Below are 12,453 nucleotides of genomic sequence, written 5' to 3' on the forward strand. Positions count from 1 at the left end.
AGCATTATGATGTCTAATATATTAATAATCTCAAATGAGATGTTTAAGATATGAATATCGAGCTGCGTCACCTGCGCTACTTCGTTGCGGTGGCAGAAGAATTACATTTTGGGCGAGCGGCCCAGCGTCTGAACATTTCCCAGCCGCCGCTCAGCCAGCAGATTATGCAACTGGAAGCGGAAACCGGGGCAAAGCTATTCAATCGCACTAATCGCAGCGTGCAGCTTACCGCTGCCGGACAGCAACTGCTGTGTGATGCCCGTGCAATTCTGTTGCAGGTTGAGCAGGCAGCCGATCGTGCAGCCCGGCTGCATCGCGGCGAAGAGGGAGAGTTGCGAATCGGCTTTACCTCATCGGCTCCGTTTACCGCTGTGGTCTCTGATGCACTGTTCCGGTTTCGTCAGCGCTGGCCGCAGGTGCATATTCAGATGCAGGAGATTAATACCCGCCAGCAATTGGCACCCTTACACGATGGACGGCTTGATCTCGGTGTGATGCGCAACACGCCGCTGCCCACCCATCTGCGTCATCAGCTGCTGCTGAGTGAGCCGCTTTACGCCGTAGTGCATAAGGCGCATCCACTGGCTCACGCCGAGAAAATCTCTGTGACTGCCCTGGCGGCTGAACCCTTTGTCTTTTTCGATCCTCAGTGCGGAACCGCGCTCTATAGCGATATTCTGGCACTGCTGCATCGTTACCACATCAAACCCTATATCACCCAGGAAGTCGGTGAAGCGATGACCATACTGGGGCTGGTGGCAACCGGCTTGGGTGTCTCAATTCTACCCGCCTCATTTCGCCAGGCGCGGCTGGCAAATCTGGTGTGGCTGCCGTTAACGGAAAAAGATGCCATTTCAGAGCTATGGCTGGTCTGGTCAGCCGGACGTGAAATGAATGCGCAGATGGAGAATATGATGGCGTTGCTGCGGAATAACCGGCCCTGAGCTGCGCACATCACTGCAGCAATATGTGCGATAAATCACACTTTTAATCAAATATTTGACGCTATCGACTAATCTGCCTCACCATGGCGCATGTTTATTTAGAAGCGCGAAAATAAGCGGGAGCAGGGTTGTGAATCCGGACAGTCAACCTGGCCACATTGACCAGATCAAGCAAACCAATGCAGGTGTCGTTTATCGGCTAATTGACCGTTACGGTCCCATTTCGCGTATCGAACTTTCCCGCCGTGCCCAGCTTGCCCCGGCCAGCATTACCAAAATCGTGCGTGAAATGCTGGACGCGCATCTGGTGCAGGAGACTGAGTTTCAGGATCCCGGCAGCCGTGGCCGCCCGGCCATCGGCCTGATACTGGATACCGACGCCTGGCACTATCTGGCTATTCGCCTGCATCGCGGCGCCATGACTTTTACACTGCGCGATCTCAGCAGCCGGGAGCTGGTGGAAGAGAGTCTGCCGCTACCTGATGAGTCTGTTCAGCCGTTACTCACTGCGCTCATTGAACAGGTTGATGCCTTCTTTATTCGTCATCAGAACAAGCTGGAACGTCTCACCGCTATCGCCATTACTTTGCCTGGGCTGATCAACGCCGCTTCGGGTGTAGTGCATCGGCTGCCGGGTTATCAGGTACGCGATATGCCGCTCGGCGATGCGCTGGCGACGCGAACTGGCTTACCGGTGTTTGTGCAGCACGACATTTCAGCCTGGACGCTGGCCGAGTCGCTGTTTGGTGCCTCGCGTGGGGCACAGGATGTGATTCAGATTGTGATTGATGAAACCGTGGGTGCTGGAGTCATTAGTGGTGGTCAGCTTCTGCACAAAAGTGGCCGAGCGTTGGTCGAGATTGGCCATACCCAGATCGACCCTTATGGCCAGCAGTGCTACTGCGGTAATCATGGCTGTCTTGAAACCGTGGCCAGCATTGGCAGTCTGCTGGCGCTGGCGGCTCAGCGTCTGCCTGCTCAACCTGACAGCCTGCTTAATAACCAACCGCTGACACTGGAGTCGTTGTGCGCGGCCGCACAGTCAGGCGACCGTCTGGCGCGCGACACCATTGCAAGCGTCGGTCATCACGTTGGACGCATTCTGGCAATGATGGTCAATATCTTCAATCCACAACATATTCTTATAGGTTCCCCCCTTAATGCTGCGGCTGATGTGCTGTTTCCGGCGGTGAGCAACACCATTTTGCAGCAATCATTACCCGCCTACAGCGCGACTATTCAGCTGGCACCCGCTGAATTTAGTGAGCCGGGAACGCTGGCCGGCGCAGCGCTGATTAAAGACGCTCTCTATAACGGAGATCTGTTAGTGAAGTTGTTGCAAGGTTAAGCAGGCTTAATCTTGCGCTAACGCAATCCGTTCTCATCCTCCATTCCTTAAAATGCCGTTTCGCAGCAAGGTTAATCATCGATTAACCGCAATGGTTCGAGAGGAGAAGTTGAGTGAACAGACTATTTGTTACCGGCACCGACACCGCAGTGGGCAAAACGGTGGTATCACGCGCCCTGTTACAAAGTTTTATCCAGACCCGCCTCAGTGCCGTCGGGTACAAGCCCGTCGCGCGCTGCGCGATCAAAACCGCTGACGGCCTGCGTAACAAAGATGCACAGGTTCTGCAAAGCGCTTCATCCATCGATTTACCCTATCAGGCGATCAATCCTCTGGTCTTTCAGGAAGAAGAGATCTGCACTCATCCGAGCCAGATCATCGATTATGCGTTACTGACCCAAGGCTTAAACAGCCTGACGCAGCAGGCCGATCGCGTGGTCGTAGAAGGAACCGGCGGCTGGCGAAGCCTGATGAACGATGGACGTCCGCTCTCCTGCTGGGTCGTTGAGCAGCAACTGCCGGTGGTACTGGTGGTCGGCATACAGTCGGGCTGCATCAGTCACGCCCTATTGACGGCAGAAGCGATAGCGCTGGATGGACTGCCGCTGGTCGGCTGGGTAGCTAACCGCATCAATCCGGGCCTGGCGCAATACAGCGACATTATTGAGATCCTGCGCGAAAAGATTGGTGCGCCGCTGCTGGGTGAATTGCCTTATCTGCCGCGCGCCGAACAGCGCGATCTCACGCCCTGGATCGATATTTCCTTGCTGGAGCAGAACAATCTGCACGCTGTGAGTGCAAAGATCGCCTGATTATGGAACAAACCAAATCATATGAGTCGGTGGTGAGCCTAAAGTTTCAGGCTTATTGCCGGCTGTGTGCAACTTTTTTCGTTGAGAATTGAGTGACCTGACGTGGATTAAGCAAAATCGTGTCGTCATGGCGCAGAAAATGCATTTACTCCGCTTATTACACAGAGCTGGAGCACCCACCATGTCGCACTCGCAAGAAAAAGGTCTGTTATATGGGCTTGAAGCCCGCATTGGCCCCGTCCCAGCGTTTTTCGCCGCGCTGCAACATCTGTTGGCCAGCGTGGTGGGGATTATCACGCCACCGCTGATTATTGGTTCAGTGCTGGGATTGCAGGCCTATATTCCTTATCTGATCAGCATGTCGTTGTTCGTCTCCGGCTTAGGCACTTTTATGCAGGCCAGACGCTTGTATGGCGTTGGTGCGGGCATGATCTGCCTGCAGGGTACCAGCTTCGCGTTTCTGGGTGTAATTCTCTCAGGCGGCCTGATGGTGAAAGGGCGCGGTGGCTCCCCGGAAGAGATCATGGCGATGCTGTTTGGCTGTAATGTGGTGGCGGCACTGATTCCGATTTTGATTAGCCGCTGCGTTGGCTCGCTGCGCAACGTGTTGACGCCGGTGGTGACCGGCACAGTGATTACCCTGATTGGCCTCAGTTTGATCAAAGTCAGCATCACTGACTGGGCTGGCGGACATAACGCCACGGATTTTGGGTCGCCGGGGAATCTGGCGTTGGGCGCGCTGACACTGCTGGTGATCGTGGCACTAAACCGTTCGCGCAACCGCTGGGCGCGGCTGGTGGCGGTGGTGGCCGGCATAGCAGTGGGATGCGTTGCGGCGGCCTTAACCGGTCATCTGCAACTTAACATCGCGCCGGAGAGCAGCAGGCTCGTGCTGCCTGCTTTCTTCCGGTTTGGTTTTGCTTTCGACTGGACCATTTTTCTGCCCATCGCATTGGTGTCAGTGATCGCGGTGATTGAAGCGGTCGGTGATCTCACAGCCAACTGCCTGATTTCACAGCAGCCGATCACCGGCAAGTCGTTTCAGCAGCGTCTGCAGGGCGGCATTGTTGCGGATGGCCTGAGTTGCGTGCTGGCCGCGGTCTGCTCCGCCTTTCCCAACACCACGTTTGCGCAGAACAATGGCGTTATCCAGATGACCGGGGTCGCCAGCCGGTATGTCGGTATGTTGCTGGGAATGATGCTGGCGCTGCTGGGGCTATTTCCCTTTATTGGCGCCCTCCTGCAGCAGATCCCGCCGCCGGTACTGGGCGGGGCGACAGTCGTGATGTTCGGCAGCGTGGTGGCCGCAGGCATCAGGGTGATGACTCAGACGCCGCTGGGCCGCCGTGAGATGCTGATTGTGGCCATCGCCTTTGGTATTGGTTTGGGTGTGGAAGCGGTGCCGGATGTGCTGAAGCAGTTCCCCCCGCTGATTAACAGTATATTTGGTCATGCGGTGACGACGGGTGGCATTCTGGCGATTGTGCTGAACCTGGTGCTGCCAGATGAGGCGCCTGCGGTGGAAGAGGTTAAGGCAGAGACGCTGACTGAGAGCTAAAAGCAGAAAATCGCAAAAGGGTCGATGCAGCTCAGACCGACGGCTCAGAAATTAAAAGCGATGGCAGCATACGCCTGTTGCACAGCATTGGTCAGGGATGCCCTGCGCTGAACACGTCATGCGTGGCGTCTTTAACGTCTTTGCGGAGGGCGTATGCTCCCTGAGCCACAACGTTCTTTACAGACAAAAGGGCCATGGCGGCCCTTTTGTCTGACGAGATTACGGATTAAGACGACGACGGGTACGACCCGAGCTGAGGTAATCCGCGATATAATCCTGCGAAATTTCCCCGCTGTAGCGACCCTCTTCATCCACAATCGGCATCCAGACCGTGTTGTGTTCATAAAGTTTTGATAATACCACCCGCAGGTTCTCCTCCGCTTTACCGGTGACCTTAAAGGTGTGCAGTCGCTCTTCACAGCGGCCACTGACGTTACGTGCCTCGCGACGTTTGACGAAGCCCAGCGGTTTGCCATCCTCATCGACCACCGTAATCGACCGCATATCGTTTTCATCCATGGTGCCAAAGGCTTCCTCCAGCGGAGTGGAACGACGCACGGTGATGGTCGGCTGCTGATCGGTCACGTCACCCGCCTGCACCAGCAACAGGCGCTTCAGCGTGCGGTCCTGACCGACAAAGGAGCCGACAAACTCATTGGCAGGGGTTGCCAGCAGTTCATCCGGGCTGGCGCACTGCACGATTTTACCCTGACCAAACACCGCGATGCGGTCGCCGAGCTTCAGCGCTTCATCGATGTCGTGGCTTACCAGCATCACGGTTTTCTTCAGCTGACGCTGCATGTCGAGAAACTCGTTCTGGATCACTTCACGGTTAATCGGGTCGACGGCACCAAATGGCTCATCCATCAGCAGCACCGGGGGATCAGCCGCCAGCGCACGAATCACCCCGATACGCTGCTGCTGACCGCCAGACATCTCTCGCGGATAGCGATGCAGGAATTTAGTGGGATCCAGCGCGACCATGCTCATCAGTTCAGTGGCCCGCTCGTGGCACTGCTTTTTATTCCAGCCCAGCATGCGCGGCACTACAGTAATGTTCTCTTCAATGGTCATGTTGGGAAACAGACCAATCTGCTGGATAACATAGCCAATGTTGCGGCGCAGGGTGGTGGTGTCCTGCGTACTGGTATCTTCACCATTAATCAGGATCCGGCCACTGGTAGCGGGGATCAGACGGTTGATCATTTTCAGCGTAGTGGTTTTTCCGCAGCCCGATGGCCCCAGCAGCACGCACATCTCACCGGCTGGCACATGCAGGCTGACATTATCGACGGCTTTATTGGTCGTGCCGTTTTTCTGGGTAAAGGTTTTCGTCAGGTTTTCCAGCGTAATCATTATCGAATTCCCTTTGGAGTCAGCGCCTGCTGCAAACGGTGCAGCAGCCAGTCAAGAAAAATAGCCAGCAGACAGATCATCAATGCCCCGGCAATCAACATACGAATATCACTGCCGCTGATACCTTCCAGCAGCAACTGGCCCAGACCGCCCGCGCCAATCACGGCCGCAATCGCCATCACGCCAACGTTCATCACCACGGCAGTACGGATGCCGCCGAAAATAACCGGGAGCGCCATCGGAATTTCCACCCAGCGAAGACGCTGCCAGAAGGTCATGCCGATACCACGACCCGCTTCCCGCAGACCGTCCGGCAGATTCTCCAGCGCAGTGTGGGTGTTGCGTACAATCGGCAGCAGCGAATAGAGGAACACGGCGGTAATCGCTGGCAGCGCGCCAATGCCCTGGCCGATCAGTGAAAACAGCGGGATCATCAGACCAAACAGCGCAATAGTCGGAATGGTCAGCACCACAGTCGCGATACCGAGAATAGGCGCTGCCAGCCATCTTACGCGCACAATAAGAATGCCAAGCGGCACGCCAATGACAATTGCAAGGCCGACCGCGACCAGCACCAGCCAGCTGTGCTGCCAGCTCAGGGTCAGCAGTGAGCTCCAGTTATCCATGATGTAGTGAAGAGTATCCACAGTGCCTCCTTACAGCATGTTTTTGGATTGAAGGAAATCATGCGCCACTTTTTCCGGTGACTGATGATCGATATCGACCCGCTTGTTCAGCTCGGTAATCGCCTCATCGGTGATCTGTGCCGAAAGCTGATTCAGCGCGCTATCCAGTCCCGGATGGCTCGCCAGCACATCCTGACGCACAACCGGCGTCACGTTGTAGCTCGGGAAGAAGTGCTTATCATCCTCCAATACTTTCAGGTCGAAGCCCTTAACCCGGCCATCGGTGGTGTAGATCAGACCGGTATCCACGAATCCGTCGCGAATCGCGTTATAGACCAGACCCGGGTCCATCTGACGAATCTGCGGACGATCCAGCGCCAGGTTGTAGGCTTTCTGCAACGGCTTCATACCATCGGAACGGCCGGAGAACTCCAGATCCAGACCCAATCGCCAGTTATGATCCGGGTCGGTTTTGCGCACCTGCTCAATCTTCGCAACCAGCTGCGACATCGTGCTGATGCCCTCTTTTTCAGCCCGTTCACGGGTCATAGCAAAGGCGTAGGTGTTGTTCATTGGTGCCGGGTTAAGCCAGACCAGCCCCAGTTTTGCATCCAGCTTTTTCACCGTGTCATACGCCTGCTGTGAAGACATCGGCTGGCTGACATGGTTAAAGATGATTAATGAGGTGCCGGTATATTCCCAGACCATATCAATCTGCTTATTCAGTAGCGCATTACGGCCAATAGTAGTGGCGATATTGCGTTTAGGAACCACTTCAAAGCCTTTCTTTTGCAGCCAGAGCACCGTCATGGCTGACAGGATATGCTGCTCGGTAAAACTCTTGGTCGCCATCACCAGTGGGGCAGCCGCCTGTGCCGTCTGGCTTAGCAGCAGCGTCGCGGTTAGCGCGACAACGCTTTTCTTAATCCAGTGCGTTAGCATTGCAAAGCTCCTTGTTGTCAGGCCGCAGCGTGCGGACTCAGAATGCGGCCCAGCGCGGCCAGCATCATATCCAGTACCAACGCCACCAGTGCGGTAGCAACAGCGCCGAGGATCAGCGTAGGGAAGTCATTCAGATAGATACCTGGGAAAATCAGCTCGCCAAAGCTGCTGGCACCAATCAGGAAGGCCAGTGGGGCGGTACCGACATTGATCGCGGTAGCAATGCGCACGCCAGCGAGGATTACCGGCATGGCGTTGGGCAGTTCAACCTGACGCAGACGTTGCCATTTGGTCATGCCGATGCCATTAGCGGCCTCAAGCAGGGACGGAGGAACAGCACTCAGGCCGGAGAAAGTATTGCGGACGATCGGCAGCAGCGATGCCAGAAACAGCGCAATCAGAGCCGGACGGTCACCAATCCCAATAATAACCATCGCCAGGGCCAACACCGCCAGCGGTGGCAGGGTGTTACCGACATTGAAAATCTGCATCACGTACTCGGCCCAGCGACGTGCAAACGGGCGACTGAGGAGGATGCCGCTGGGAATACCCACCAGCATCGCGAACAGCATTGACCAGAAGACTAAGAAGAGGTGTTGTTGCCCGAGCCAGAGCAGATCGACTTTACGTGCGACCAGCTGATCCCAGCCAAGGCCCCCGATCAGCACCGCGATCACCACGACCACTGCAAGCAGTGCCAGACTGGCGCGTCGGGCCAGTGAAGCATTTTGCATAGGAGAATCTCCCTGATAACGATTTCAATTGTTATAACAACCCTAAACAGCTCGACAGATACGGCAAAAGTTGCCACCGCGCCCAAAACCGAAACTGCAATAAAATGTAGATAAAATGACCGTTTATCCACTCTTTTTCGGTGAATACCGAATAAGATAGTGTAATGCTATAACAGCCCTCTACCTGACATGCCAGCTTTTGAGCCGTAAATCAGGCAGATAGAAACAGGTTAAAAGGGTGTTAAAGCCGCGTAGCCGCTGGGCTAATGCGATAATAAAAAAAATTCATCGACTTTTGGTGACGCTGTCACATATGGCGCAGGAAATGCGCACGCCCGGGAAACTGCTTTGGCTGTTTTTCAGCTAGCCTTGCAAATAAAAAAAGGAACCCTATGACTGAAAGCGCACAACTCCAGACCGGGCATCGCCACTGGATCTTAATTGCCTGCATGCTGGCGATGTTTATGGCGGCCATTGAAGTCACTATTGTGGCTACTGCGATGCCCACCATCATTGCTGACCTTGGCGGTTTTTCGCAGTTTGGCTGGGTTTTCTCCATCTACCTGCTGACCCAGGCGGTTAGCGTGCCGCTCTATGGGCGGCTGGCGGATATCGTTGGTCGCAAAACGATGTTTTTTGTCGGCACCTCCATTTTCCTGATGGGATCGGTGCTGTGTGGTTTTGCACATACCATGACGTGGCTGATTCTGTTTCGGGCGTTTCAGGGCCTGGGGGCGGGTGCGATTATGCCGCTGAGCGCTACTATCGTGGCGGATATCTATTCGCCGCGCGAACGCGCCAGCGTGCAGGGCTGGCTCTCCAGTGTCTGGGGCGTAGCGGCGATAGTGGGACCCCTCACCGGGGCCTGGCTGGTGCAGCACTTTAGCTGGTCGGTGATTTTCTGGGTCAATCTGCCGATAGGCCTGATCAGCATGCTGATGCTGGCGCGCTGGTTACCGGCGCACCAACAACAGGAGACATCGCAGCCGCTAAACCTGGCGGGCAGCGGCTGGTTGATGTTATGCGTGGCGGCTTTGCTGATTGCGCTGTTGCAGGCGGAGCAATTGGGCGTCTGGCTGGTGCCATTTGTGCTCTTCTCATTGTTCGCCGGCTGGCAGCTCAAACGCCATGAGCAGCATGCCGCGGCACCGCTGTTTCCGCTGGTAATCTGGCGCAGCCGGCTTATCGTGGCGGGCAATGCAGGTAACCTGATTATCGGGGCGGCCATGATGGGCATTAGCGCGTTTTTGCCCACCTGGATTCAGGGGATCAGCGGCGGTTCGCCGTTACAGGCGGGTAGTGTGCTGGCGATGATGTCGATTGGCTGGCCGCTGGCCAGCACCCTGAGCGGCAGACTGATGCTGCACACCTCGTACCGCTTCACTGCCCAGCTTGGGGCGCTGCTGCTGGTAACCGGCAGCGCTTGGCTGCTGCTGTTACAGCCCGCAAGCTCACTCTATCAGGCGGGCTTCACGGCGTTTCTAATCGGTACCGGCATGGGGATGACCAGCACGACCTTCCTGGTCTCAGTGCAAAATCAGGCGGACTACCAGATTCGCGGCATCTGTACTGCCTCAATCATGTTCAGCCGGATGATCGGTTCAGCGGTGGGGACAGCGATCATGGGTGCGGTGTTGAATCTTAATCTCCAGTGGCGCCTGCCACAGGTCCAGGATCCGGTACAGCAAATTATGTCCGAACCCAGTCGCCAGCAGTTGCAGCCGGGCATCCTGCAGCAGCTGACAGAGGCGATTGCCGCATCACTGCACTGGGTGTTCGTGGTATCACTGGTTATTGCGCTGTTTGCGCTGGGTGTGGCATGGATGATGCCGCGTCAACGGCCGGAACAGGCGGAATAGCAGGCAGGGCGACAGAGTGTCGCCCTGATTTGAAAAGCACTACTGTGCAGGCGCATCCTGCGAACTGCCGGCACTGGCGGGGACGCTGGCTTCATCGTCACGACCTGTGCGCTTATAGACAATCTTTTGCGTGTCGTTCTCACAATGTCCGACGACCTGACCGCCTGCCTGATCAACCTGATCGTTGGCGACGATATCGAGACTAAAACCCGATTCGGGCACACCATTCTGAATAATTTTCTGGCTGATCTCGGTTTTTACCGATTCACAGGATGCCTGTGCCATCAACGGCAGAGTCATTAACGCCGCAGTTAACAAAACCCTCTGTAGCTTCATCACGTCTTCCTTATGTTAGTCGTCCGTCATTACTATAGCTCAAATTTACGGCGCTACCGGGCGACCTGAACGGCGATCCAGGCAACGCAGGGTGTTGGGTTCCCAGTAGGCATTGAGATTGAGGCTCTGCTCGCACTTATCGCGGGTATCAAAGGCGCGGTCGGTTTTATCAAACTCTTTTTCAACGCGGCTGTTCACTTTGTTGCGCAGCATCCGCGTGTCGTTCCATTGTTCTTTATCCTGGCGCGCCGCTTCGTTGCCCAGTGCGGTGCTGCCATCTTCAATGATCAGTCGATTCGTATTCGCAGTGACAGTGAATGCCGCAGTCGAAAGCAGAACGATCAGCACAGCAGGGATTAATTTTTTCATAACAATATCCTTTAGTTAACGCAAACATCGCCATCCGGGACGGCTGGTGCAGCGGGTTTGCTTAGCGCCTATCCCATCAGGTGTAAGGGTTGCAGGCAGTCTGGACTCTGACAGCGCGGAACAACCGGCACGTACACGTCGTTCGTGCGGCTTATGAGCACTGCCCAGGTCAGACTGACAAATAAAATAGCCTAATGGTAAAGGGTCTTAGTATATCATCGCCGTTTCTTTGCTCACCAGCCGTGAGTCGTTTGTTTACGTTCAGGAGAGATAAGGGTGCTGATTAAAACCGCCTTGCTGTTTTTTATTACCGCGCTGGCGGAGATCACCGGCTGCTTTCTGCCGTGGTTGTGGCTGAAAAAAGGCGGCTCAGCCTGGCTGTTACTGCCTGCAGCGGCGAGTCTGGCGCTGTTTGTCTGGCTCCTGACTCTGCATCCGGCTGCCAGCGGACGGGTCTATGCCGCCTACGGTGGCGTCTATGTGCTCACCGCGTTGCTCTGGTTACGGGTGGTGGATGGCGTGAAGTTAAGCGCGTGGGACTGGAGCGGGGCACTGATTGCTTTCAGCGGCATGCTGATCATTGTACTGGGCTGGGGTCGCGGATAACGCCAGCCAGGGGCTGGCGCTGCAGCGGTTTAAGGTTTATGCACTTTCAGGCCCGCCAGCGTCTGGCTGACCGGCATCATCTCCAGGCTATTGATGTTGACATGCTTAGGCAGAGTGGCGACCCAGTAGACCGCTTCTGTAACATCTTCCGGCGTTAAGGCGGTTGCGCCTTCATAGACCTGACCCGCTTTGTCATCATCACCTTTAAAACGCACATTGGAAAACTCGGTGCCACCGACCAGACCGGGTTCAATGTCGGTCACGCGCAGCGCGGTGCCGTGCAGGTCGGTACGCAGATTAAGGCTGAACTGGCGAACAAAGGCTTTGGTGGCACCATATACGTTACCACCGGCATAAGGCCAGCTACCGGCAATTGAGCCGATATTGATGATATGACCCACATCACGTTCCACCATCTGTGGCAGCAGGGCGCGGGTCATATAGACCAGGCCTTTAGTATTGGTGTCGATCATATTTTCCCAGTCTTCAACATTGGCCTTGTGCGCAGGCTCTACACCCAGCGCCAGACCCGCGTTGTTAACCAGCACATCGATATTGCGCCACTCCGCCGGTAACTTCGCCACCGCCTCTTCAATCGTGGCGCGGTTACGCACATCAAGCTGCACCGTATACAGGTTCTCACCCAGCTCTTCTTTCAGCGCTTTTAAACGTTCGGCACGGCGTCCGCTGGCAATGACTTTGTGACCATTCTCAATAAAGCGGCGGGTAATGCTTTGACCAAAACCCGCCGTCGCGCCGGTAACAAAAATAATCATCTCACTGTTCCTTATGCCATTTTAAAGTCGATGGCTTCACCATAGCATTTCATTTCCGCTTCTGCGCGTGGAAAAGTCGTCAGGGCTGTAAACGGATTTTACCGGGCACACTGTGCCGTTTCAGGGCAGGTTGCACCTTAAAAGGGCAGTTTTGCAGCCGACAGGCGATACTCAAGACATTCCGCCC

At 55.5% G+C, this 12,453-nt stretch carries 13 protein-coding genes; 6 read left to right on the plus strand and 7 right to left on the minus strand.

What is annotated here, in order from left to right; genetic code table 11:
* Positions 1–50 precede the first annotated feature (50 nt).
* From WFO64_RS17395 to WFO64_RS17410, 4 genes are all read left to right on the plus strand, one after another.
* Positions 51–944 carry a LysR family transcriptional regulator gene (locus WFO64_RS17395; RefSeq protein ID WP_337013313.1) on the plus strand — a complete coding sequence of 298 codons (894 nt, stop codon included), beginning with the start codon at positions 51–53 and terminating at the stop codon, positions 942–944.
* A 130-nt stretch (positions 945–1,074) separates the two neighbouring features.
* Positions 1,075–2,292, plus strand: a complete 1,218-nt coding sequence (gene mlc / locus WFO64_RS17400; protein WP_337013314.1) for a sugar metabolism global transcriptional regulator Mlc — start codon at positions 1,075–1,077, stop codon at positions 2,290–2,292.
* A 113-nt stretch (positions 2,293–2,405) separates the two neighbouring features.
* Entirely contained in the window at positions 2,406–3,104 is a 699-nt protein-coding gene (bioD, locus tag WFO64_RS17405) for a dethiobiotin synthase (RefSeq protein ID WP_337013315.1), read from the plus strand.
* A gap of 181 nt (positions 3,105–3,285) precedes the next feature.
* Positions 3,286–4,662 carry a uracil-xanthine permease family protein gene (locus tag WFO64_RS17410; RefSeq protein ID WP_337013316.1) on the plus strand — a complete coding sequence of 459 codons (1,377 nt, stop codon included), beginning with the start codon at positions 3,286–3,288 and terminating at the stop codon, positions 4,660–4,662.
* Between the two features lie 219 nt (positions 4,663–4,881).
* Here the strand turns inward: WFO64_RS17410 and osmV are convergent, their stop codons facing one another.
* The 4 genes from osmV to WFO64_RS17430 are packed head-to-tail and all read right to left on the minus strand — an operon-like array spanning position 4,882 to position 8,320.
* Entirely contained in the window at positions 4,882–6,018 is a 1,137-nt protein-coding gene (osmV, locus tag WFO64_RS17415) for an osmoprotectant ABC transporter ATP-binding protein OsmV (protein WP_010244799.1), read from the minus strand.
* Positions 6,018–6,665, minus strand: a complete 648-nt coding sequence (gene osmW, locus WFO64_RS17420) for an osmoprotectant ABC transporter permease OsmW (RefSeq protein ID WP_337013317.1) — start codon at positions 6,663–6,665, stop codon at positions 6,018–6,020. Before osmW ends, osmV begins: the two co-directional genes overlap by 1 nt.
* A 9-nt stretch (positions 6,666–6,674) precedes the next feature.
* On the minus strand, positions 6,675–7,586 hold the full coding sequence (locus WFO64_RS17425; protein ID WP_337013318.1) for a glycine betaine ABC transporter substrate-binding protein: 912 nt from the start codon (positions 7,584–7,586) through the stop codon (positions 6,675–6,677).
* A gap of 17 nt (positions 7,587–7,603) precedes the next feature.
* Positions 7,604–8,320, minus strand: a complete 717-nt coding sequence (locus WFO64_RS17430) for an ABC transporter permease (protein ID WP_337013319.1) — start codon at positions 8,318–8,320, stop codon at positions 7,604–7,606.
* A gap of 392 nt (positions 8,321–8,712) precedes the next feature.
* Here WFO64_RS17430 and WFO64_RS17435 point away from each other — a divergent pair, with 392 nt between their 5' ends.
* Positions 8,713–10,179, plus strand: coding sequence for an MDR family MFS transporter (locus WFO64_RS17435; protein WP_337013320.1), 1,467 nt, complete (start codon positions 8,713–8,715; stop codon positions 10,177–10,179).
* Between the two features lie 39 nt (positions 10,180–10,218).
* Here the strand turns inward: WFO64_RS17435 and WFO64_RS17440 are convergent, their stop codons facing one another.
* Together WFO64_RS17440 and WFO64_RS17445 are read right to left on the minus strand one after the other, a co-directional pair.
* Entirely contained in the window at positions 10,219–10,515 is a 297-nt protein-coding gene (locus tag WFO64_RS17440; RefSeq protein ID WP_337013321.1) for a DUF1161 domain-containing protein, read from the minus strand.
* Positions 10,516–10,560: 45 nt separating this feature from the next.
* The gene (locus tag WFO64_RS17445) at positions 10,561–10,884 is read right to left on the minus strand and encodes a DUF1283 family protein (protein WP_337013322.1); all 324 of its coding nucleotides are present in this window, start codon (positions 10,882–10,884) and stop codon (positions 10,561–10,563) included.
* Positions 10,885–11,163: 279 nt separating this feature from the next.
* On the opposite strand from WFO64_RS17445, the gene WFO64_RS17450 reads away from it, so the two are divergent.
* Positions 11,164–11,490: a YnfA family protein gene (locus tag WFO64_RS17450; RefSeq protein WP_041457218.1), complete on the plus strand. Its 327-nt coding sequence runs from the start codon at positions 11,164–11,166 to the stop codon at positions 11,488–11,490.
* 29 nt (positions 11,491–11,519) lie between these two features.
* Here WFO64_RS17450 and ydfG read toward each other — a convergent pair whose 3' ends face one another.
* Complete coding sequence (ydfG, locus tag WFO64_RS17455; RefSeq protein ID WP_337013323.1) at positions 11,520–12,266, minus strand: bifunctional NADP-dependent 3-hydroxy acid dehydrogenase/3-hydroxypropionate dehydrogenase YdfG; 747 nt, start codon at positions 12,264–12,266, stop codon at positions 11,520–11,522.
* Positions 12,267–12,453 lie beyond the last annotated feature (187 nt).

The sequence above is a fragment of the Pantoea sp. AS142 genome, assembly GCF_037152305.1.
Taxonomy (GTDB): Bacteria; Pseudomonadota; Gammaproteobacteria; order Enterobacterales; family Enterobacteriaceae; genus Pantoea.

What these genes read in the sequence shown, in the direction of transcription:
- WFO64_RS17445 (WP_337013322.1), bottom strand. Translation starts at nt 10,884, where the DNA reads ATGAAAAAATTAATCCCTGCTGTGCTGATCGTTCTGCTTTCGACTGCG.
- osmV (WP_010244799.1), bottom strand. Translation starts at nt 6,018, where the DNA reads ATGATTACGCTGGAAAACCTGACGAAAACCTTTACCCAGAAAAACGGC.
- WFO64_RS17425 (WP_337013318.1), bottom strand. Translation starts at nt 7,586, where the DNA reads ATGCTAACGCACTGGATTAAGAAAAGCGTTGTCGCGCTAACCGCGACG.
- ydfG (WP_337013323.1), bottom strand. Translation starts at nt 12,266, where the DNA reads ATGATTATTTTTGTTACCGGCGCGACGGCGGGTTTTGGTCAAAGCATT.
- WFO64_RS17440 (WP_337013321.1), bottom strand. Translation starts at nt 10,515, where the DNA reads ATGAAGCTACAGAGGGTTTTGTTAACTGCGGCGTTAATGACTCTGCCG.
- WFO64_RS17430 (WP_337013319.1), bottom strand. Translation starts at nt 8,320, where the DNA reads ATGCAAAATGCTTCACTGGCCCGACGCGCCAGTCTGGCACTGCTTGCA.
- WFO64_RS17435 (WP_337013320.1), top strand. Translation starts at nt 8,713, where the DNA reads ATGACTGAAAGCGCACAACTCCAGACCGGGCATCGCCACTGGATCTTA.
- WFO64_RS17410 (WP_337013316.1), top strand. Translation starts at nt 3,286, where the DNA reads ATGTCGCACTCGCAAGAAAAAGGTCTGTTATATGGGCTTGAAGCCCGC.
- WFO64_RS17395 (WP_337013313.1), top strand. Translation starts at nt 51, where the DNA reads ATGAATATCGAGCTGCGTCACCTGCGCTACTTCGTTGCGGTGGCAGAA.